The sequence below is a fragment of the Alteromonas lipotrueiana genome, from assembly GCF_019249245.1.
Lineage (GTDB): Bacteria > Pseudomonadota > Gammaproteobacteria > Enterobacterales > Alteromonadaceae > Alteromonas > Alteromonas lipotrueiana.
In genome coordinates, this window is sequence record NZ_JAESDK010000018.1 from 22,661 (window position 1) to 45,634 (window position 22,974).

The 22,974-nt window shown below is 45.4% G+C and carries 19 protein-coding genes; 12 read left to right on the forward strand and 7 right to left on the reverse strand.

Annotated elements, in window-relative coordinates; genetic code table 11:
- Positions 1 to 65 precede the first annotated feature (65 nt).
- Positions 66 to 1,025, forward strand: a complete 960-nt coding sequence (locus JK130_RS12385; RefSeq protein WP_218354644.1) for a D-2-hydroxyacid dehydrogenase — start codon at positions 66 to 68, stop codon at positions 1,023 to 1,025.
- A gap of 166 nt (positions 1,026 to 1,191) precedes the next feature.
- On the opposite strand, the gene JK130_RS12390 is transcribed toward JK130_RS12385, so the two are convergent.
- The 3 genes from JK130_RS12390 to JK130_RS12400 all read right to left on the reverse strand — a co-directional run bounded on the left by JK130_RS12390 (position 1,192) and on the right by JK130_RS12400 (position 3,040).
- Complete coding sequence (locus JK130_RS12390; RefSeq protein WP_218354645.1) at positions 1,192 to 1,764, reverse strand: glutathione S-transferase family protein; 573 nt, start codon at positions 1,762 to 1,764, stop codon at positions 1,192 to 1,194.
- 102 nt (positions 1,765 to 1,866) lie between these two features.
- Positions 1,867 to 2,211, reverse strand: a complete 345-nt coding sequence (erpA, locus tag JK130_RS12395; protein WP_218354646.1) for an iron-sulfur cluster insertion protein ErpA — start codon at positions 2,209 to 2,211, stop codon at positions 1,867 to 1,869.
- Between the two features lie 121 nt (positions 2,212 to 2,332).
- Entirely contained in the window at positions 2,333 to 3,040 is a 708-nt protein-coding gene (locus JK130_RS12400) for a DUF6776 family protein (RefSeq protein WP_218354647.1), read from the reverse strand.
- Between the two features lie 100 nt (positions 3,041 to 3,140).
- Between JK130_RS12400 and JK130_RS12405 the strand changes: the two genes are divergently transcribed.
- The 3 genes from JK130_RS12405 to JK130_RS12415 all read left to right on the forward strand — a co-directional run bounded on the left by JK130_RS12405 (position 3,141) and on the right by JK130_RS12415 (position 5,541).
- The gene (locus JK130_RS12405; protein WP_218354648.1) at positions 3,141 to 4,817 is read left to right on the forward strand and encodes a chloride channel protein; all 1,677 of its coding nucleotides are present in this window, start codon (positions 3,141 to 3,143) and stop codon (positions 4,815 to 4,817) included.
- A gap of 12 nt (positions 4,818 to 4,829) precedes the next feature.
- A complete protein-coding gene (locus tag JK130_RS12410; protein ID WP_218354649.1) occupies positions 4,830 to 5,255 on the forward strand; it encodes a CopD family protein in 426 nt (141 codons plus the stop codon).
- A 103-nt stretch (positions 5,256 to 5,358) separates the two neighbouring features.
- Complete coding sequence (locus JK130_RS12415) at positions 5,359 to 5,541, forward strand: hypothetical protein (RefSeq protein WP_218354650.1); 183 nt, start codon at positions 5,359 to 5,361, stop codon at positions 5,539 to 5,541.
- Positions 5,542 to 5,547: 6 nt separating this feature from the next.
- Here JK130_RS12415 and JK130_RS12420 read toward each other — a convergent pair whose 3' ends face one another.
- The gene (locus JK130_RS12420; RefSeq protein WP_218354651.1) at positions 5,548 to 6,204 is read right to left on the reverse strand and encodes a UPF0149 family protein; all 657 of its coding nucleotides are present in this window, start codon (positions 6,202 to 6,204) and stop codon (positions 5,548 to 5,550) included.
- Positions 6,205 to 6,693: 489 nt separating this feature from the next.
- Between JK130_RS12420 and JK130_RS12425 the strand changes: the two genes are divergently transcribed.
- Entirely contained in the window at positions 6,694 to 7,887 is a 1,194-nt protein-coding gene (locus tag JK130_RS12425) for an Nramp family divalent metal transporter (RefSeq protein ID WP_218354652.1), read from the forward strand.
- On the opposite strand, the gene JK130_RS12430 is transcribed toward JK130_RS12425, so the two are convergent.
- The 3 genes from JK130_RS12430 to typA all read right to left on the reverse strand — a co-directional run bounded on the left by JK130_RS12430 (position 7,879) and on the right by typA (position 11,499).
- On the reverse strand, positions 7,879 to 9,015 hold the full coding sequence (locus tag JK130_RS12430; protein ID WP_218354653.1) for a MalY/PatB family protein: 1,137 nt from the start codon (positions 9,013 to 9,015) through the stop codon (positions 7,879 to 7,881). The genes JK130_RS12425 and JK130_RS12430 overlap by 9 nt on opposite strands.
- Before the next feature lie 113 nt (positions 9,016 to 9,128).
- Positions 9,129 to 9,506 (reverse strand): response regulator, encoded by a 378-nt coding sequence (locus tag JK130_RS12435; RefSeq protein WP_218354654.1) that lies wholly within the window; start codon positions 9,504 to 9,506, stop codon positions 9,129 to 9,131.
- A gap of 157 nt (positions 9,507 to 9,663) precedes the next feature.
- Positions 9,664 to 11,499 (reverse strand): translational GTPase TypA, encoded by a 1,836-nt coding sequence (gene typA / locus JK130_RS12440; RefSeq protein ID WP_218354655.1) that lies wholly within the window; start codon positions 11,497 to 11,499, stop codon positions 9,664 to 9,666.
- Between the two features lie 457 nt (positions 11,500 to 11,956).
- Between typA and glnA the strand changes: the two genes are divergently transcribed.
- From glnA to JK130_RS12475, 7 genes are all read left to right on the forward strand, one after another.
- Positions 11,957 to 13,366: a glutamate--ammonia ligase gene (gene glnA / locus JK130_RS12445; protein WP_218354656.1), complete on the forward strand. Its 1,410-nt coding sequence runs from the start codon at positions 11,957 to 11,959 to the stop codon at positions 13,364 to 13,366.
- A gap of 139 nt (positions 13,367 to 13,505) precedes the next feature.
- Positions 13,506 to 14,036 (forward strand): DUF4124 domain-containing protein, encoded by a 531-nt coding sequence (locus JK130_RS12450; protein ID WP_218354657.1) that lies wholly within the window; start codon positions 13,506 to 13,508, stop codon positions 14,034 to 14,036.
- A gap of 122 nt (positions 14,037 to 14,158) precedes the next feature.
- Positions 14,159 to 15,238 (forward strand): nitrogen regulation protein NR(II), encoded by a 1,080-nt coding sequence (glnL, locus tag JK130_RS12455; protein WP_218354658.1) that lies wholly within the window; start codon positions 14,159 to 14,161, stop codon positions 15,236 to 15,238.
- Positions 15,239 to 16,651 (forward strand): nitrogen regulation protein NR(I), encoded by a 1,413-nt coding sequence (gene glnG / locus JK130_RS12460; RefSeq protein ID WP_218354659.1) that lies wholly within the window; start codon positions 15,239 to 15,241, stop codon positions 16,649 to 16,651.
- A gap of 287 nt (positions 16,652 to 16,938) precedes the next feature.
- Positions 16,939 to 19,863 (forward strand): TonB-dependent receptor, encoded by a 2,925-nt coding sequence (locus JK130_RS12465; protein WP_218354660.1) that lies wholly within the window; start codon positions 16,939 to 16,941, stop codon positions 19,861 to 19,863.
- Positions 19,864 to 19,991: 128 nt separating this feature from the next.
- The gene (locus JK130_RS12470) at positions 19,992 to 21,482 is read left to right on the forward strand and encodes a tryptophan halogenase family protein (protein ID WP_218354661.1); all 1,491 of its coding nucleotides are present in this window, start codon (positions 19,992 to 19,994) and stop codon (positions 21,480 to 21,482) included.
- On the forward strand, positions 21,479 to 22,945 hold the full coding sequence (locus JK130_RS12475) for a tryptophan halogenase family protein (protein WP_218354662.1): 1,467 nt from the start codon (positions 21,479 to 21,481) through the stop codon (positions 22,943 to 22,945). The genes JK130_RS12470 and JK130_RS12475 overlap by 4 nt, the downstream gene beginning before the upstream one ends.
- Positions 22,946 to 22,974: the final 29 nt, after the last annotated feature.

Genomic DNA, 22,974 nt, shown 5'->3' on the forward strand with positions numbered 1-22,974 from the left:
TTTTAACATAAATAAAACAATCAAAGGGTTATATGTACCCTGGCAGAAGGAAAGAAATCTTTACTATGACTTGCCCTAATACGCCTATAGAAATTGTGATTCTTAGCGAAGAACACACTGCCTACCGTCAAGCTTTGCAAGCATTAAACGAGAACAAACATTTTGTTATCAGGACAGCCACAAATAATCCTGAAGAGGTGGATGTCCGTAACACGACCATCATACTTGGCGACCCACATCTGGCGGCAAAAATTATTGATGATTGCTCGGCCTTGCAGTGGCTACAATCTGGGTGGGCCGGCGTTACCCCATTGTTGCGCGCTAAGAACCGTAACTACATTTTAACCGGCGTGAAGGGGGTATTTGATATGCAAATGCGAGAGTACATCTTTGGCTATTTGCTGTACTTTTCTCGTAATATTGCGGACTTTACCAAAGCGGCACACAGATCAGAACACAAATGGCATAAGCCCGGGCATACGTACCTAAAAGGGAAAACCCTGGGGGTGTTGGGTGCCGGCTCGATAGCCTCATCGCTCATTCCGGTAGCGCAAGCCTTTGAAATGAACCTGGTCGGTCTGAGAAAAAGTGGACACCCACAGCCTGGATTTAGCGCTATGTACAGTAATGAGCAAATGCCGAAGTTCGCTAATCAATGTGATTATGTGGTCAGTCTGCTACCCGATACACCCGATACCATAGGAATATTAAATAAGGGGCTGTTTGATGCGCTGCCTGACCATGCCGTGTTAATTAATGCGGGTCGCGGTAACGCAGTGGTCGAGCAAGACTTGTTGGACGCATTGGATAACCATCAGTTACAGGCGGCCGTTTTGGATGTTTTTGAACAAGAGCCATTACCAGACACCCACCCGTTCTGGCATCACCCAAACATTCATGTTACCCAGCATACCGCCGCCACCTCCATTGCAAGTGATATCGCCCATCTGTTTTACCAAAATTTACAGCGATACACGCAGGGTGAAGACTTAAAGTATGTTATCGATTTTGAGCAAGGCTATTAATAGAGCATGTATGCTCAACATTTTTCAAAGACGTTTTATTAAAAAATATTAAGTAGCCTGACGTCATAAATAACCAAAAAATGCTTATAACGCATTAACGCTACAAGCATTTTTCGGGGTACCGTTTACTGTCTATATCGGCAAAATGCCAGTAATTACTAAAAAGCTAATTACGGGGATCGGTGGCGGTTACCTCAATTCTATCTGAATGATGCTCACGAAATGCTTTGAGATGCTCCAGGCCTTTTAAGCGATGTAATTCTCTGAGCTCAATCCAGTCGATAAGGCAATACAAACAAATAGCCGGATAGTGCCAGTTTGCAAACTCACCTTTTTCCACCAACGTATTTAATTCGTTAAGGCTTGCTGTAATTCGCTCTTTTTGAACCCGAACAAACAGTGAGTCTGGGTCAGCACTAATCTTAGAACGCTGCATCAAAAACAAAGAAACAAAAGAATCGTTCACTGCATCTACTAAGGTTAGCTGATTTTCTTCATTCCAGGTGAGTGCCGAATACTTGTATTTTTCTTCTAAATACCGATAAATAACCCGAGAATCATAAAGTATCTGGCCATCATCTTCTAAACAAGGCACCTTCAGGGTAGGAGATTTATCAGCGAGTATCTGACGCCCCTGCCCTTGATAGATATCAAGCTCAACAAACTCGTGTGGTATTTGTGAAAGCAGTATGCGAATGCGTCTGACATAAGGCGATGTGGTAGAGCCGTACAATTTCATAAATACTCCCGTTATAACCTAAGTACATTTTATACCGAGTATAGATATGTATCGATCGCCCCGAGTAGAACAGACACTGCACTTATTTCAATATTTCAGATGCTAAACGCTAAAGCTGGCGCCACACCCACATGTAGTTGTGGCATTAGGGTTTTCTACCAAAAAGCGCGAACCTTCAAGACCTTCGACATAATCGACTACCCCCCCTACGAGATATTGCAGACTCATCGGGTCTACCACTAATGTCACAGTATCTTTGTCGATGGTCATATCCCCCTCGTTCACCTTTTCATCGAAGGTAAAGCCATATTGAAACCCTGAGCAGCCACCACCGGTCACGTACACCCGTAGTTTGAGTTCGAGATTTTCTTCTTCAGCGACCAATTCTTTTACTTTTGCTGCTGCCGCATCTGAAAAATCAATGGGCAAAGCTGTTTCTACAGACATATCAACCTCGTTGCAGATAAAACCAATGCCGGTACACCCGGCAATAGTGCGAATTATCTTACAGACTGCGCCGTCAATCAATGTCAGCCAGCTTTAATTCGTGGTTAAAGGCCTTAGGGCTTTACGGGCTGGCACTGAAAACCTCTTTCCAGGCAACTTTCCAGCGATAATCTTCACGCTTTTTTGAGTACTGATACACTTGAGAACTAAAGACAATCGCCGTAGGTTCGAAATTATCGGGTAGCGAAAAGGACACACTTACCGCCTGAAAAAATTTAAATCCGTACTCTATGTCGCCTTCGGGTAAAAACACCTTCGAACCGCTACATACTATTTGCTCTGCAACATCTTCAAGACAAATTTCGAGGTCCCCTTTTATAAGCGAACGCCGTTTTAGGCGCTGAAGTAACACAAATTCCATTTTGTACTGACTTTTTGACTGCTGCGCAAAGACTTGCAAACCATCTACGATGAACCGATTTTGGATAGTCTCAGGTGCCATTACATTTTGATAGAAAGACAAGGATGTCGCTTGTTCAGTAACGGTATTTGTAAGCGTAGCTAATTGGTCATGCAATTCTGCATATTCAAGCTCGGCTAAAGCCGTACGCGCCTGCAACTGATGCTTTTGCTGCAGTACCAATGCATGTTCGTGCTCTAATTTACGTAATGTACTTTGTAAGCTCTCTACATTTTGCGCGGTTTTAGAGGCGAACAACTGCCCGAACCAAAAGCTGACGCCAATACATATTGAAAAACTACATAAAAGTATCAGGGTTAGGCGAAAACCCTTTAACCCTACTTTTGAAGTGGTGGGTGAGTGACTCACGTTTTGATAACCGTCCTGATTAAGAATCAAATGCTTAGGAAATATAAAAGGTATGATAAGCTAAATAAATGCTTTAATTTAACCCCTTATGGGTCATTACATGCGTCTTCACGGCCTTCGTCAAGAACTTGCTCATCCACGCACCTCAGTTCAGGTTTGTTTACTTGGAATTGTAGGAGGCACGATTGCAGCCGGGCTGATTATCTTATTTCGTCTTTCTTACGAATGGCTCCATCAAAATGCGCTGACATGGCTGACCCAGGCCACAAACGATCCGCAAATCGCGCGGCTGATTCTTCCTCTGGCGGCTGTTTTACTTATTTTGCTGGTTGCATTTATTACTGGCTTCAAACACTACCGTATGGGCATCCCTTTTGTAATCCATCGGGTTAAAATGTTTTATGGATATGTGCCTTTTCGTACCACCATCAATCAGTTTTTTGGCGGTATGTTAGCGTTAGCCGGTGGCTTTGTAGTAGGTCGTGAAGGCCCTAGTGTGCATATTGGCGCTTCAGGTAGCAGCTATGTTGGCCAATGGTTGCGCTTGCCCTACAACAGTATCCGTATTCTGGCTGGATGCGGTATAGCTGCTGGAATATCCGCCTCATTTAATACGCCTTTTGCCGCGGTTATTTTTGTTATGGAAGTGGTACTCAGAGAGTATAAAATTCATATTTTTGTACCCGTGATGTTGGCGGCTGCTTGCGGCTCAGTGCTTACCCGCCTTGTATTTGGCGAGATTAATGAGTTGTCCTTTTTATCCATCGCCGTATTTAGCGAATGGATGTACCTGTATTTTGTTTTGCTTGGAATTGTTCTTGGTGCGCTGGCTGCATTGTTTAACAATCAGTTGATGCAGGTAATGACATTATTCAGACCAGTGAAAATGTTTTGGCGATTAGTACTGGCCGCCATTATTACCGGCGCAGTTACTTTTGTTCTTCCGCAGGCTGCCGGGGCCAATTTCGAAAGTATTGAAATTTTATTTACCGAACAGCCTGACACTTTATTTTTAATGGCTTTGCTGGCGGCCAAATTTGTATTGGCCGTTATTGCCATAGGTTTAGGCATTCCCGGTGGCATAATGGGCCCGGTAATGGTTATTGGAATGCTGGCAGGCGCTGTGCTGTTAATGCCGCTTGAGGGATTGATTGATGTCACCACCTATACCCGCAGTTTTGCGCTGCTAGGCGTTGCTGGCATGCTGACGGCCGTATTACATGCCCCTCTGGCCGCCTTGTCGGCCGTAATGGAGCTTTCTTATAGTCCGCAAATAATATTACCCGCCATGCTGGTTATCGTTCCTGCCTATGTCACTTCAACACAGTTTTTAGGCAATCGGTCAATATTTATTCGACAGCTCGACTATCAAAATTTACCTTATGCAATTAACTCTATTCAGGAAGCGCTTGAGAAAACAGGAGTTTTAGCTGCCATGGCGACAGACTTTAAACTCTTTAAGGCGGCGCCACAGGATATTATAGAAAAGTATCTGGGCGATAACCCTACAACTATCGTACTAGAACAAAAGCAACTTGAACGAGAATTGCAATACCGGCTGGTTCAATATGATGTGAGTCTTGACCATAACGCTCAGGCACTCAACTTTTTAACCATTGAGGGGCTCAATAGCCAGTCAACGTTGTTTGAAGTTTATGAAAAACTGAAAAATACACGCAGTGGTGCGGTGTTTATTTATGATTCAAAAAAAGAAGATGTTGTTGGCGTCATTACCTGGAATATTTTGCAGAATTTTCTGCAGCGTGCGCAGTATTGATTGGAATTTTGTATGATCTTATGGCTCAAAGCTTTGCATTTATTTTTTATGATAGCCTGGATGGCAGGCATTTTCTATCTGCCAAGACTGTTTGTCTATCATGCGCAAACCCAGGATCAGGCAGTCAAAGACCAGTTTAAGATTATGGAACGACGTCTGTGGCTATTTGTGACCCCCTTTGCACTGCTGACATTGGTGTTTGGGGCTGCGCTGATTGGATCTTATGGCCTTAACTGGCTGAAGGTTTCCGGCTGGTTACATGTAAAACTGGTGTTGCTGCTAGGCCTTTATGGTTATCACTTTTATCTTTATCGCTTAGTAAAGCAATTCGCCACAGACACGAATACTCGCGGGCCTACTTTTTACAGAGTGTTAAATGAGGCACCCGTGCTGGTTCTGCTTGCAATAGTTGTTTTAGCTGTGGTTAAGCCTTTTTAATGTATTATTTTAAAGAGTATATTTATTCACCAGCTATAATTAAGCATATATTGAAGTCCCGGCGGCCATGTTGGCGTCGCTTAACTGTGTATGCAGGAAGAACATGGACGTAAGTAACGAACGCCTCAAATATCTGTTAGCGCGCACCGATGAAGCTTTTCAGGCGCTCCTGAAAGAGCCAGACTCTATTGCCTTAAACGAGGCTTATGACGAGGCCAAATTTGAATTAGACCAATACATCAGTACTTTGCGAGAAGCATTGGCCAGAAAGCGCGTCAGACGCTAATCTTTTTTATCGGGGCATGTCCTTTTTTTCGAAACTGTCAAACTGCTGGGGTAAAAACGGAGCTAACTCCCCGGCCAGATTTATATAGTCTTGCAGTATCCCGGGTAACTGCAACGTTAATTGGGGTAAGCTTCGTTCCAGCTTGTCCGCCTGAGCTTTTTCCAGCCCCTTCAACGATGCTTTCGGGTTTGCTAATGTTGTAAAGAGCTTTAAACAGCGCCGCAGTCTTTTATCTGGCGCTTCGTTTTTTAAACCGCCATCCAGCTGAGGTTTTTTTTCTGCTTTTTCCCAGGCCGTCTGCCAGATTGTTTCAAGCTGCTGGTGCCCTGTTAGCAAACCTTTTAACCACGCTTGCAATTCTCGCTTTTCATTGTCTTTTTGAGTCTGACTAAGCGTAAATGGTAAACATGACTTTTTTTCACTCATTTGGTGCAATACATCACGTAAATTTCCCATAAGATGATGAGCTAAATTATCAACCTGATCATCTGTAAGCGAATATGAAGTTGAATGCACGAGCCAAGGCATCCAGGTTTCAGGCATCGGTATTTCAGGCGCCGCCGCGACTGAAAAAATAACCCCACGAGTATACATCTCAGGCGGTAATACCTGCGCCTCGGGGTAGGTTTGATAAAAGCTTTTTAAGCCGTCTGCCTTACTCACATTGCTCTCATTCTAATCAGCGTTTTTATTATTCGTCAGCTTACTTAAACCCGCCAGTTTTTCAAAGGTGAAATTGTTGTGTAATAACGCTTCGTTAGTTGACCAAATAAGGCTAGAAGTATAGGACACCCACCTTTAAAGTTGTGAGTACTGCATAAAAACAGCCCGCCAGTGCTTCTCCCCTGGCAAATTCTGAGTGGGTGTCCATTATCTGTTTTGGGTGGGTGTCCATTATCTGTTTTGAGTGGGTGTCCATTATCTGTTGGCTGCCGTTGTTCCTGGTTTGTATTAACCGGGCCATGAACTTATCTTTGTATAACGCACTTTTTTACAGAATATTATTCAATAGCAAAAAAAGTTATTCTTTCTCTTGGTTCATAGCGGACTTTTCTTTACCATCCGCCCCCCGAAAAAACATACCGGTTTGCTGTGATGCTTAAACAAAACAACAAACTAAATTTACACTCTTTGTTCAACAGGTGGCCAACTATGGCAAAAGATAAGTCTGGATATATTATAGCAGCCGCTTTCATCGGGCCGGGAACCGTGACAACCGCTAGTGTCGCGGGGGCAAATTTTGGCTTTCATCTGGTTTGGGCATTGTTGTTTTCAATTGTCGCTACCATGGTACTACAGGACATGGCCGCTCGACTCGGCATTGCCACGGGTCAGGGCCTGGCCAATAATTTAAAAGATATCAGTGATAAGCCCTTGCTACGTGTGATGTTAGCCCTGTTGATCGTCGCGGCGGTCGGAGTTGGTAACGCTGCGTACGAATCGGGTAATTTAACCGGCGCTGCTATCGGGTTAAATGCATTTGTTGATATTGGAACCGGAAACTGGGCGATGGTGTTAGGAGCAATTTCAGCACTGCTCCTTTGGTCTGGAAAATACAAAGTTATCGAGTCGGTACTGGTGGTGTTAGTGATTGCCATGGCGGTGGTTTTTATTGTGACTTTATTTGCCGCCGGTCCTCAGTGGTCAGATATGCTTAGCCAAGCTGCAAAGCCCAATTTAGATGTTGATTCGATTACGATGGTGCTGGCGCTGATAGGCACCACTATCGTGCCCTATAATTTATTTTTACACGCCAGCTTAACCGCGCAAAATTATCAGGGGCAAAACAAGGCCGAATCAATTGATGCATCCAGAAAGCAATCGGTTGTCGCCATTGGCTTTGGTGGTCTTATTACATTGGTAGTTATGGCAACCGCCATGATGGCTTTTTTTAGTCAGACAGCCACTATGGATGCCTCAAATATGGGTAAACAATTAGAACCCGTATTAGGAGAAGCGGCTCAGTGGTTTTTCGCCGCCGGCCTGTTTGCTGCGGGTTTAACCAGCTCAATTACCGCCCCACTCGCCGCCAGCTACGCTGTATGTGGTGCATTCAATTTACCGCAAGATATGAAAGGCAGAGCCTTTCGTGGCATTTGGCTGGCGATTATTATTACCGGTGTAACTATCGCGAGTATGGGTTTCAAACCTTTGTCAGCCATTTTGTTTGCCCAGGCCGCTAACGGGTTATTACTGCCTGTTGTTGCTATTTTCTTGTTAGTGGTAATGAACAAATCCAAAACATTAGGGCAATTTAAAAACGGCAAAGCCAGCAACCTGTTAGGCGCCCTGGTTGTCACCTTCGTGATTTGCCTGGGCACCTACAAACTGGCTACGTTATTTTGAAGATAACCGGTCTAATATAGCCGTCAGAAATTGGCGGCTACACCCAAAGTTGATACGAAAATGATCCGGGGCTCCAAAGTCTTTACCCGGTGAGGGCCCCACCCCGCGTTCTTCCGCCCATTTTTGCACATCATCAACATTTAGTTTTGATGCATCTACCCACGCTAAAAAAGTAGCCGGCGCTGCAGTCACCGACAAACCGTCTATGTTATTGATTCGTTCAACCAACAAATCCCGATTTTCTTTTAAGTAAGCAAGTTGTTGCTGATGCCAGTCATCGCATTGGGTAAAAGCGGCTTCGGTAGCCACTAAACCTAACTGATTAACCCACGGAACAATTCCGGCAGCGGCCTGATTGAAGCTTTGACGCAGCCTGCTATCTGGAATAATAGCAAAAGAGGCACCCAACCCGGCAATGTTAAAGGTTTTACTGGCAGCCATTAGCGTCACACTGTTATGAGAAAGACTGGCGTCACGTCCGGCCGGCAAATGCTTATGTTGCGACTCAAGAATAAGATCGCAATGAATTTCGTCGGAGCACAACACCACATTATGCTGCTTACAGATATCACCAATTTTACTTAGCTCATCAGCGTTTAGTACCGAGCCAACCGGATTCATTGGATTACACAGGATCATAAGTGTGCAGGCGGGATCACTGGCTTCGCGCTCAAGCTGCTCGAAATCCAGTGTAAATCGGCCATCTTGCTCTACAGTAGCAATATCGACTCGCTCCAGCCCGTTTAGCTTTGGCGCAGCCAATAATGGCGGATAGTTAGGTGTTTGTATCAGTACTTTGTCACCAGGTTTACAATATGCTTTGCATACTGCGTTAAACGCCGGTACTACACCCGGGGTCCACACTAGCCAATCAGCGTTAATCTCCCAGTCATGCTTTTCTTTTAACCACCGACACACAGCATCAATCGCCGGAAGACATTGAGAAGGCAAAACATAACCAAGATTGCCATGCGTAACGCGCTGTTGTATTGCATCAAGAATAGGCTGCGCACAGCGAAACTCTGTGTCTGCAACCCAGGCAGGTAAAATATCTTTACCCTGATACTTTTGCCATTTAAAAGAATAGGTTCCCTCTCGTGAGGGGGTTTCATCGAAAAGCTTAGACACGTATACCAACCTGTTATTACGAAAACGGAAGATCAGTGTAAAACAGGCTTTGCCACCCTATCTAGTGGCTGGTTAGAACAAATCGATATGATATGGTTTTGAGTAACCGTAAGTCAGTGTTCTAAAAGTTGATTCACTTTAGCCAGTAGGTCTTCTACCTTAAACGGTTTGGCGACAAACTGGGTGGCGCCGCAGCGACGTGCTTCAAGCACGGTTTCACGGGTAGCGTCTGCTGTTAATAATAAAAAAGGCAATTGCATACCTTTTTTACGACACATTTTCAGTAATGAAATACCATCATAATCAGGCATCATCTGGTCGCTTATTATTAAAGATATTGAATCGTCGTTTTGTTTTAAAAGAAACTCTCTGGCCACTTTGCTTTGAGTGAAGCTATGAACCTGAACGCCCAGGTTGTCTTCTAACGCTACTGTAATTATCTCTTGAGTAATAGCATCATCATCAACCACCACAATTGAACAAGAACCCATATCCGGTACCACTTTTCCTATTAATTATTAAGCTTAAACTGTTAAAGAGATAATGCCAATTAATCTAAAGTTGTACGCACCATTTATTTTGTATTTAGTCCCAGATACAAAAAACGCCGCGAAGGCGGCGTTTTTTAATAAGGCTACAAAAGATTATTTAGCCTTTCTTTTCCCGAGACTGGCGCTTACGCTCGTTCTCAGTCAATGCTTTTTTACGAATCCGAATGCTTTTTGGTGTAACTTCTACCAGTTCATCATCGTCTATAAATTCCAGAGCTTGCTCCAATGACATAATAATTGGAGGAACCAGGCTCTGCGCTTCGTCAGTACCAGAAGCTCGAACGTTGGTAAGCTGCTTGCCCTTTAGTGCGTTAACCGTTAAGTCGTTATCGCGGCTGTGAATACCAATTACCATACCTTCGTATACTTCAACACCATGACCGATAAACAAACGACCACGTTCCTGAAGGTTGAACAATGCGTTAGTCAGCGCTTTACCCGCAGCGTTGGCAATCAACACCCCGTTTTTACGCTGACCAATTTTGCCACCTTTGTGAGGGCCATAATGATCAAACGTGTGGTACAGCAAACCTGAACCTGAAGTAAGCGTTAAAAACTCTGTCTGGAAGCCAATTAAACCGCGGCTTGGAATCACAAAGTCCATGCGTACACGGCCTTTACCGTCCGGTGACATATCAGTTAGTTCTGCTTTACGGTAGCCCAGTTGCTCCATGATAGAGCCCTGATTTTCTTCTTCGCAGTCAACAGTCAAGGTTTCGAAGGGTTCTTGCAGATTGCCATCTTCGTCTTCTTTGATGATAACTTCAGGACGAGAAACAGCCAACTCGTAACCTTCACGACGCATGTTTTCAATCAAAATACCTAAGTGCAGCTCCCCACGCCCTGAAACGCGGAATTTATCAGGGTTTTCGGTTTCTTCAACACGTAAGGCAACGTTATGTACCAACTCGTCTTGTAAACGGTCGAAGATGTTCCGCGAGGTAACATATTTACCTTCACGGCCAGAAAATGGTGAAGTGTTAACCTGGAAGGTCATGGTAACGGTAGGTTCATCTACTGTTAATGCCGGCATTGCTTCAACGGTGCTCACGTCACAGATAGTGTCAGAGATTTTCAGCTCGCCCAGGCCGGTAATAGCAATAATGTCGCCGGCATTGGCAATTTCAGCTTCCTGACGTTGCAGACCCAGATACGTAAGTACCTGACCTACTTTACCATTGCGTTTTTCCCCTTGGGCATTAACAACCGTCACTTGCTGACCTGTCTTTACTTTGCCGCGCGCAATACGACCCACCCCGATTACACCCACATACGAGTTGTAATCCAGCTGTGAAATTTGCATCTGAAACGGACCTTCAGGGTCAGTATCCGGAGCGTCAACCTGATCGACAATAGTCTGGAACAACGGCGTCATATCTGTACCGATGGTGTCTGAGTCCATTGCCGCCCAGCCGTTTAATGCAGATGCATAAACAATCTGGAAATCAAGCTGTTCATCAGTAGCACCAAGGTTATCAAACAGGTCGAAAACCTGATCGATTACCCAGTCAGGACGAGCCCCTGGCTTATCTATTTTATTAATAACGACTATAGGCTTCAGACCCTGCGCAAACGCTTTTTGTGTTACAAAGCGAGTTTGCGGCATCGGACCTTCCTGAGCATCGACCAGCAGAAGTACTGAGTCGGCCATAGACATGACTCGCTCTACCTCCCCGCCAAAGTCGGCGTGTCCAGGAGTATCAACAATATTGATGTGATAATCTTGCCAGTTGATAGCCGTGTTTTTGGCCAATATTGTGATACCGCGTTCTTTCTCGATATCGTTAGAGTCCATGATGCGCTCTTCAGCCTCACCACGGCTTTCCAGCGTACCAGACTGCTGGAGCAGTTTATCAACCAAGGTTGTTTTGCCGTGGTCAACGTGCGCGATGATCGCAATGTTTCTTAACTTCGAAATATCGTACGTGTTCATTAGGTTTTTGCCTGTATAGCTGCCCGAGCTGAGGTTAGTGCTCGGCTAAAGAGTTGAAAATTCTTGCAGAGGTAAAAAATGTGCGCGGATTGTACAGAAAATTTACTCTAATTGCGCTTCTTTTTTTACGATCTTTGCATATCTCTCACAATATGCAACTAAAGTTAAAAAATCTTGCTCATCCTAATGTGCTGATTATTTCAGCCAACGTGGAATATGCTAATACTTTTCATGCACTTATGGTTAGCAGTAATGCACCAACAGTGACCATTGCACCAATTTAGGACGCTCTTGCCCTAATATGGTGCAATCCAATTCTGTGGTGTTAGCGTAAATTGCTTGTATCCCGTGTTATTCGCGCCCGCGGTTTTTGGCATGAATATCGCTAGTCATTTTATAATGCAGACAGGGTATCGTTCACTACCCTGCAATTTTATATCAATACCTGGAGGAAACGATGTCAATAGAAAAGGCATTAGAGCTGATTAAAGAGAGTGAAGCTAAATTTGTCGATATGCGCTTCACCGATACCAAGGGTAAGGAGCAACACGTTTCTATCCCGGCAGCTCTGGTAGATGAAGAGTTTTTTGAAGAAGGTAAGATGTTCGACGGCTCTTCTATTGCTGGTTGGAAGGGAATCAACGAATCTGACATGGTGCTGATGCCTGATGCTGACTCTGTCGTTCTAGACCCTTTCGCTGAAGAAACGCAAATCAATGTTCGTTGTAACATTGTAGAGCCTATGACAATGGAAGGCTACGAGCGTGACCCTCGTTCGGTTGCTTATCGTGCTGAAGAATACCTGAAGTCTACCGGTATCGGAGATACCGCGTTCTTTGGTCCTGAACCCGAGTTTTTCCTGTTTGATGATGTTCGTTTTCATACCGACATTTCTGGTTCTTTTTTCAAAATTGACTCATCAGAAGCTAAATGGAACTCAGGCTCAGAATTTGAAGGTGGCAACATGGGTCACCGCCCAGATGTTAAAGGCGGTTACTTCCCGGTTCCACCCGTGGATTCAAGCCATGACACACGCGCAGCGATGTGCCTGGTTATGGAAGAAATGGGCTTGAGAATTGAAGCTCATCACCATGAAGTAGCAACAGCAGGACAAAACGAAATTGCCTGTGAGTTTAACACCCTGGTGAAAAAAGCTGATGAGATACAGATTTATAAATACGTGGTGCAAAATGTAGCTCATGCGTATGGCCAAACAGCTACCTTTATGCCTAAGCCGTTGGTGGGTGACAATGGTTCAGGTATGCATGTTCACATGTCAATTGCCAAAGATGGTAAAAATGTGTTTGCGGGTGACAAATACGCGGGTTTATCTGAAGAAGCGTTGTATTATATTGGTGGTATCATTAAGCACGCTCGCGCGCTTAATGCTTTCACTAATGCGTCTACAAACTCTTACAAGCGTCTGGTTCCAGGATTCGAAGCGCCGGTAATGCTGGCTTACTCAGCCCGTAACCGTTCAGCTTCTATACGTATTCCTTATGTGACCAGTGATAAAGCACGTCGTATCGAAGTTCGCTTCCCTGACCCTACGGCAAACCCATATCTGGCATTTTCAGCCTTACTGATGGCTGGCCTTGATGGTATCAAAAATAAGATTCATCCTGGTGATGCTATGGACAAAGATTTGTACGATCTGCCAGCCGAAGAAGCGAAAGATATTCCAACCGTTGCTACGTCTTTAGAAATGGCGTTAGAAGCATTGGATAGCGATCGTGAATTCTTAAAAGCGGGCGGCGTGATGACTGACGACATGATTGATGCATACATCGATCTTAAAGCTGAGGATGTCACAAAGTTACGTATGTCTACTCATCCGGTTGAATTTGATATGTACTACAGCCTGTAATTGGATTTAAAAACGTTTAACAAAAACCCGCATTTATGCGGGTTTTTTTATTGCATATAAATTGTGCAAAAATTTGCATGAATGTAGTTATGTTCATACTATCAATGTTAAGTATTCATAGAGTTTTTTGGGCGGTTGCATGTTAGTTCGTACCTTAGTATTTATCGTTGTAAGCTGTACTGTTTTACCTGTTAACGCACAAGTTTATAAAATAAAAAAAGATGACGGGACCGTAGTATTTACTGATACCCCTGAAAAATCTGATAGCCAGACATTTGAATTCGATAGCAAAACCAATAATATCGCGGTGAAAATTCCAGGTGCTAAACCGGCCTCCTCAACCTCTGCGGTAAAAAAACAAAAGCAGATTCGTTACACCTTAAACATCTTAAGCCCCGAACCCGAAGCAACCATTCGCAGTAATCAGGGCAATGTGACTATTATGGTGGCAGCATCGCCCCAACCCACAGGGCGTTTTCAACTCATTCTTGATGGTGCTCCGGTACAGCAAAACACAAGTGGCGCCTTTACTTTGTCAGAGGTTAACAGAGGCACGCACACCTTTAAAATCAAGCTGTTAGACAATAAAGGCAAGACTCTTGCAACCTCTAAACAGCAGACCTTTTTTATGCATCAGGCCACGGCGCTTATCAATAATAAAAATCAATAAGTTATTGATTTGGCTAAGAACAGTCGTACCAGGTAGCGTAGGGGTTTAGAATAGAAAACATATAAGCCGATAATGAATCAGGCTACAATGCACCAATATTGTGCAAGAGGCATTCGCTCTTCATGTTAGATTATCAGCCCGCTCCGGCTAAGCTATTAAACAACCTCAATACTGTTGTTCTTATCACTAACAAAGAACTCCAGATTATTTATGTTAACCAAGCGGCAGAAGCGTTGTTCGCCACAGGGGTGAAGCAGCTTCAGGGTCATCTTTTAACTGATTTTTTTGTTCCAGGCATTCTACAGGATCAGCGGCTTCGGGCGGCGAGACGTCGTGGTGAAGATTTTACCGAAAACGAAATAAGTCTTATTTTTCGAGACAATCGCACTGCCCTGATCGATTTAACAGTAACAAATATGCAAAATCAGAATGATCGCCAAATAGTGTTTGAAGCCAGAGTGGTTGACCAACAAAAGCGTATTTCCCGCGAAAATCAGCAAAATGCTCAGCATTACGCGGCCCGAGAGCTGGTGCGCGGGTTGGCTCATGAGATCAAAAATCCTTTAGGGGGCATTCGGGGCGCGGCGCAGTTGTTGGCTAAACGGCTACAAAAGCCTGATGATCTGGAATTTACGCAAATGATTGTAGAGCAGTCAGACCGGTTAAGAAACCTGGTCGATCGTCTGCTTGGTCCCAACACCCTGCCGCGTCGTCAGTGGTGTAACGTTCATCAGACCCTTGAACGGGTTCGTAGTCTGGTGACCGTTGACCCAGAAAATTCGGTGACGTTAATTCGTGATTATGATCCTAGTATTCCTGAGGTTTATATCGACCCTGACATGATTCAACAGGCCTTACTCAATATCGTCAGAAACAGCGTGCAGGCGTTGGGGCAGGCCCGCAGCACAAACCCCACAATTGTTATTATAAGCCGGGTAGAACGACAGATGACCATCCACGGAAAACGTCATCCGTTAGTTGCGCAGCTAAGTGTTCGTGACAACGGACCGGGCATTCCTTCTGAAATTCGCGATACCCTGTTTTACCCCATGGTAAGTACTAAAACGGGGGGAAGTGGTCTGGGATTATCGATAGCTCAAACATTAATTGACCACCATTCAGGGCGTATTGATATTGACAGCTCGCCGGGTCACACCGAAGTTAAGATGTACCTTCCTATCGAACGTAAGGAACCTTTGTAAATGAACAATGAGTCAGTATGGATTGTAGATGATGACAGTTCTATTCGATGGGTATTGCAAAAAGCGTTACAAGCCGCCCAGATAAGCTGTTTAACGTTCGATAACCCTCAGGATGTGTTGCGCCAGTTGCAAAGCGGTGAGCGCCCCCAAACGGTTATTTCTGATGTTCGTATGCCACAAATGGATGGCATGACGTTGCTCCAGGAAATTCATCGCTTTGAACAGGATATGCCGGTTATTATAATGACTGCGCACTCAGACCTGGATAGTGCTGTTGGTGCCTATCAAAGTGGCGCTTTTGAGTATCTGCCAAAGCCATTTGATATTGATGAAGCCATCACCTTAACCCAGCGGGCGCTGGCACATCGCCGCGAACAAACATTACAGCGCCCCTCTACCGATGAGCAGGCGTTGCCGCAGATTGTTGGCGAAGCGCCGGCTATGCAAGAAGTGTTTCGGGCTATTGGGCGCTTATCTCACTCTTCGATAAACGTACTTATCAACGGGCAGTCAGGTACAGGTAAAGAGCTGGTTGCGCATGCTTTGCATCAACATAGCCCCCGTAGCGCAAATCCTTTTATTGCGTTGAATGTGGCTGCTATTGCCGCTGATCTTGTAGAGTCCGAATTGTTTGGTCATGAAAAAGGCGCCTTTACCGGAGCCCAAAGCACCCGCCACGGCCGTTTTGAACAGGCACACACCGGTACTTTGTTTCTTGATGAAATTGGCGATATGCCAATAGCGGTACAGACCCGCTTATTACGGGTGTTGGCCGAGGGGCAATTTTATCGGGTTGGCGGCCACCAGCCGGTTAATGTTGATGTGCGCATTATTGCCGCGACCCATCAAAATCTGGAGCAGCGCGTACGTGAAGGACAATTTCGGGAAGACTTGTTTCATCGTTTAAATGTTATTCGCATTCATATACCGTCACTGACAGAGCGCCGTGAAGACATTCCACTTTTGGCATCGCGTTTTTTACGACAAGCTGCGTTAGAGCTAAAAGTAGAACCAAAAACATTAAGCAAAGAAGCGCAAACCAATATGATGCAACTAAGCTGGCCTGGAAACGTACGGCAACTTGAAAATGTGTGTCGTTGGCTGACGGTAATGGCCAGTGGTCAGGAAATTTTTTCTGCTGATTTGCCGCAGGAACTTTATACCGAAGATACCACTGACTCCACCGCGCTTTCATCGTCTTGCTGGCCCGATGTACTTGCAAAATGGGCAGATGAACAATTGAGTTCGGGGAAAACCAATATATTGGTAGACGCCTCCCATACCTTCGAAAAGATACTTTTACAACGAGCTTTAAAGCATTCTCATGGGCATAAACAAGACGCTGCCAGACTCCTAGGCTGGGGCCGCAATACACTTACCCGTAAGCTCAAAGAGTTAAACACCAGCGAGTGATTTGGTGGGGGTAGTGCCCTGCCCTTTCTCTTTAATATCAAACCTGACAAGCTTCTTTCCTGCGTGTTGATAACCGTTTGCTCTGCGATGGTTCTATATCCTTTCAACTAAACGATTTAAGTGTTTATACACCTGTCAACTAACACCGCTTTCAAATCCTTCTACAGCTGTAACTTAATTGTTTAAGTTTTTGTCGTTTTTTGCTTGAGCCTGAGAGAATAAGCCGGTATTGTTAACGCGATGTAACATCAAAGTTGCACGCACACACATTTGAGAAGGCATATAGAATGAAAACATCCAAACTGTTCAAACCTGCACTGCTTTCATTTGCAGTCAGTTCGGCATTATACGCTGGCCAGATTATGGCTCAGGAAGACCCAATATTGACTTCGGATAGTGCTGAAGACGTTGAGGTTATTTCTGTAAAAGGGATCCGCGGTTCACTGATACGGGCTCAGGCAGTGAAGATGGACAACTCGTCTATTGTAGAGGCAATATCTGCAGAAGACATAGGTAAATTACCCGACTCATCTATAGCCGAATCTTTGGCTCGTCTTCCCGGTATGGCCGGTGAGCGGGTAGGCGGCAGAACCTCAGGTGTGTCTGTACGTGGCTTTAAAGAAGATTTTACCGGCACCTCATTAAACGGACGCGAACTTATTGGTATTGGCGACAACCGAGGGGTTGAATACGACCTTTACCCCGCCGAAATAATGACCGGGGCAACTATTTATAAAACTACCGATGCGTCACTGCTGGTCCAGGGCATTGGTGGAACGGTCGACTTACAAACCGTGCGTCCCCTCGTGGCCCAGGAAACACTGACACTTACCGGTGTATTTGAACAGGGTGGAAACGAGTCTGACAATCCCGAATTTGATAACGACGGACATCGCTATGCTCTGTCTTTTGTAGAAAAGTTTGCCGACGATAAAATTGGTCTGGCATTGGCTATCGCGTCAACCGAGTCTCCCCGAAACGAACGTAAATATGGGGTTTGGGGCTATGGCGAAAATAACGGCGCGCTTATCCCTTCAGGGCTTGACACTCAGGCTATCAGCCGTGTGTTAGAGCGCGATACTATATCAGCTATTTTTCAGTGGCGACCCAATGAAAATCTGGATGTCGTTGTCGATGTGCTGGATATAGAATATTCAGACTCAGGGGTTATTCGTGGTTTTATCGAACCGTTTGAACTGGATGCCGAAAGCTTATCAGGCTCTGGCGCAAATTCTACCGGAACCCAGGTTAATGCAAACCCGGTATTGCGTACTGACCCTGCGCAAAAAGACGGTGAACTATCAATCTATGGCCTGAACCTGACCTACCATGTCAACGACAGTTGGTCAGTAGAGCTTGACGTTGCCGATAGCCAGTCGAATAAACGTGACCTGCGGGGTGAATCTTACGCGGGTCTGGCGCGAAACGGTGCGGCCATTGCCGATGCTGATCAACGTACCCGTAATTTCACTATGAGCCCTGACGGTATCATGTTTACCGACAGTAGCGGTTTGGGTGCATTTTCAGACCCTTCATTATTACAATTAGCAGGCCCCCAACCCTGGGGTGGCGGCATGGCCAGCCTGGCTGACCAGTTCGAGACCGATGTTCAGCGCGCTGATGGCGAAACCTACAACTACATCAATGCACAGGATGGCTTTCTTAATTTCGCCGACTTTGAAGAAGAGCTGACCACCATGCGTTTGGAAACCTTTGGTTTTGTTGAATGGGGCATGGTAACGAAAGTCAATGTTGGTGTGGCGTATACCGATCGTTTCAAGAGCAAAAATAACAAGGGATTCTTCGCCACCGCGTCATCCTATCCTAATTCAACTGCTATTCCGTCTGACTATCTTTATGATGGACTAACCGACTTAACCTGGGCAGGTTTAGGTCAGGTTGTAGCTTATGATGGTTTCGCACCCTATAACGATGGCGAGTACACACTCAACGATGCGGGTTTGTTAGAGCCTGATCGCTTGGGCGATACGTACGAAATTAATGAAGAAGTAACCACCGTATTTGCCAAATTCGATTTTCAAACAGACATTGCAGACTATTTTGTGACCGGTAACATTGGCGCTCAATATGTGCAAACTGATCAAAGCTCTTCAGGTTTCATCGGTATTGTAGGTTCTAATTTTAAAGTGTGTGATGCTGATGGCAACGGTGAAATAGATGCAGATTGTTTCGTCGATATCGCTGATGACTACTCTCACTTTTTACCCAGTTTTAACCTGAGCGTAGAATTGGCTGAAAATCGTTACATGCGCTTTGCGGCATCAAAAACCATCAGCCGTGCTCGTATTGACCAGATGAAAGCGTCGGGTTTTGTAAAGTTTGACCAGAATATCAACCAAATTGCTATCCCCAATACTGCCGAGGCAGTCGACGAATATGGCTCTCCCTGGTCAAAGTTTCAGGGCAACCCGCGGTTGAGACCGTTAGAAGCCAACAACTACGATCTGTCGTTTGAAAACTACTTTGAACAGGAAGGATACGTTTCGGTAGCGCTGTTTTACAAAGACCTGGTCAACTGGACCCGCGACGGTAATGAAACGATTGATTTTACCAACGACCCGACCAATGATGGCGCTAACTATTTTATCCCAGGCTTTCATGATCGTACCGTTGGCGCTGATGGCCTGGTAGGTCCAGATGGCACTGAATACGCTCCGGGTACTTATTTAACCCCACCTGATCTTGGCACGTTTTCATTCTTTGAAGATGGCCTGACCGGTTCGGTTAAAGGCGCTGAGTTAACCGCGCAAATACCGTTGAGTATGGTTTCTGATATGCTCGAAGGCTTTGGTTTGGCTGGCTCTGCTACCTTTATTGATGCTGAGCTTGAAGATGGCAAACCTATTCCCGGCCAGTCTGATCGTGTTTATTCGATGACCGCTTACTATGAAATGGGTGGACTGGAACTTAGGGTGGCAGCCACTGACCGCGCTGAGTACTTTACCTACCAACGTGGTGGTTCTAACAAAATTGAAGAAGCAACCCGTAGCGGCATTACCCAGGTAGATGCGCAAATCAGCTACGACTTCCAGGACTCAGGCATTCAATATCTTGAGGGGCTGCGTGTGTCGTTACAAGGCACCAACCTAACTGATGAAGAAGAAGAGACTCGTGACGAAAGCGGCTTAGTCACATTGCGCCGCGAGTTTGGTCCATCTTACCTGCTTAACTTCAACTACTCGTTTTATTAATCCTCGCTCGTAATCCCGCCAGACAAGATTAACAGTCTGGCGGGAATCTTTGATTTTGCTTTGCTTTTTGCGCATTTTTATCTACAGTCAGGCGCTAAGCAATTTGTTGTACAAACCAAGGAATCTGCATGACTAGCCCCATTCGTAAAGTCGTTATCGCCGGCGGCGGTACCGCTGGATGGATGAGTGCAGCATTACTAAAAAAAGTGCTGCCCCATTTAGAAATAGAACTGGTCGAATCGCCTGATATTGGCACCATCGGTGTAGGTGAAGCCACCATTCCCCCCATCCAAACCTTTAATCAGTTTTTAGGTGTGGACGAAAACGCTTTTTTACGCGAAACCAATGGCACCATTAAGCTGGCTATTTCATTTGAAAACTGGCGGGTACCAGGTGAAAGCTACCTTCATACCTTCGGCGCCCCGGGTGCAACCCTAGGGTTTTGCGGATTTCAACATTTTTGGCTACGGGCTAAACAAGCCGGTCTAAAACAGTCGCTATGGGATTTTGATTTAAACTACTTAAGTTGCAAAGCCGGAAAATTTAATAAAATTCAGACCGAAAATCAGGTTTATTCGATGGGTTATGCCTACCATTTTGATTCTTCGCTCTATGGGCAGTTTTTGCGACGTTTAGCCGAGCAAGCCGGGGTTAAGCGGACCGAAGGCACCATTGACCATGTAGCACAAAATACGCAGACGGGTTTTGTGGAAGCCTTGCAGCTTAAAAATGGCAAACAGCTTAAAGGTGACATGTTTATTGACTGTACCGGAATGCAGGGGTTGTTATTACAAAAAGCGCTCGGCGTAAATTATGAAGACTGGTCGCATTGGCTGTGCGCTGACAGTGCTCTTGCGGTACCTTCAAAGCGCCATGAACACACGCTGCCCTATACCCGCAGTATAGCTCATAAAGTGGGGTGGCAATGGCGCATTCCGCTGACCAATCGCAATGGTAATGGTCTGGTGTATTCATCACAGTATTTAACTGAAAACGACGCTCACGATACGTTGATGAGCAATTTAGATACCGAGGCATTAGATGCCCCCCGCACCATTCGTTTTAAAACCGGGCGCACTGAACAGCAATGGGCAAAAAATGTTGTGGGTATTGGTCTTTCCAGTGGTTTTTTAGAGCCGTTGGAGTCGACCAGCATTCACTTGATTCAGTCAGGCCTTGTTCGTCTGCTGAAGCTGTTTCCTAAAGATGAGATTCTTGCTTCGTCGCAGGCGCTTTACAATCGCGATTCAAAAGAAGAATTTGAAACGATTCGCGACTTCATTATTTTACATTATTATCAGAATGAAAGAACCGATTCAGACTTTTGGCAGGATATGCGGCGTATTGCCCTACCTGATCGGTTACAACAAAAAATTGCCGCATTCAAAGACTCCGCTACCATCTTTAACGAAAACAGTGATATTTTTCGCGATGCGTCGTGGGTGCAGGTAATGATGGGCCAGGGTATTATCCCGAAAAGCTATCATCCCAGTGCAGGCGCATATTCTGACGAAGCTATTTTGTCATTGATGCAGAAAATTTATCAGGCAAAACAACAACCCTTAGGGCAGATGCTAAGTCACGATGAATTTTTAACCCGCTTTACGGCCGCTAAATGAATTCAGAACATCGTATCATTATTGCCGGAGGCGGCACAGCAGGCTGGATGACTGCAGCCTTGACGGCCCACCGTTTCAAACATTTCCCTGTCTCTATCACATTAGTTGAATCATCTCAGATTGCCACCATTGGCGTGGGCGAAGGTTCAACTCCCAGCCTTAAACAATTTTTCACCGAGCTGGGGATTAGCGATGAGACATGGATGCCAGAGTGCAGCGCAACTTACAAAGTGGGGATTCAGTTTTGTGACTGGAGCCCGGCCTCGGGTGTACCACAATACCGGCACCCGTTTATCTCGCAGCTCGATACTTTTTCGCAGCGACCCTTTGAGGTAAATTGCCAGACCCGGCGTCTGGGACTGGATGTTACCACCCTCCCCGATAAGTTTTTATTCAACGGTTATCTGGCCAAAGCACAGTGTCTTCCGGTTACGCCACCAAATTTTCCGTTTCGAATGGAATATGGCTATCACTTTGATTCGGCGCGGTTGGGACAATTTTTAAAAAAGCACGCGCAGAGTTTAGGCGTTCAACATGTTGATGCCAAAATTGCAGGGGTGGACACCCACCCTGATGGCAGTCTCAGCTCCCTTATCGATACCAACTCAAATCACTACAACGGCGATCTATTTATTGACTGCACCGGCTTTCGTTCGCTGTTGTTGCAACAAACTCTGAATGTGCCTTTTACCTCGTTTGCCGACAACCTTTTTAACAACAAAGCTATGGTACTGGCGACCGAGCCCACTTCGCCACTGCCGGTGGAAACCAAAGCTACGGCATTAAGCAATGGCTGGGCCTGGCAAATTCCATTACAAACCCGTACTGGCAACGGTTATGTGTACAGCGATGCCTATCAAAGCCAAGACTCTGCTGAACAAGAGTTTCGTCGCTATCTGGGTGTAAGCGATGCAGCGCAGATTGAGCATTTATCAATGCAGGTAGGTCAGGTTGAGCAGCACTGGGTTAAAAACTGTGTGGCGCTAGGACTATCGCAAGGTTTTATTGAGCCTTTGGAAGCCACTGCTCTGCATCTGGTGTATCAATCGGCAAGGCTGCTTTGCGAGCAATACCAAAAAAGTGGGTTTAACGCGCAGCAAAGCGGTACCTATAATCAGCAAGTGAGTACGCAGTTTGATAATGTGCGCGACTACATTGTGGCTCACTACAAGCTCAATACCCGTAATGATACCGCTTACTGGCAGCACAATCGCAATAACGGTAAGTTGTCTGATTCGTTGATGCAAATTCTCGACACCTGGTATCGTGGTGAAGACCTTGCGGCGCATTTAACTAAAAAAGCGCATCTTACTCATTTTAATAGCATTTCATGGCATTGCCTGCTAGCAGGATATGGAACTTTTCCAGCGTTAGCAACGCAACAGCCCGGTCAGGGTGACTTATTTAAGGAGCATCAGTTGCAACAGTTTTTTGAAGGATGCCTACTTAACTTTAAAGCCTGAGGGGACGATTGAATTAGCAGACGCAAACA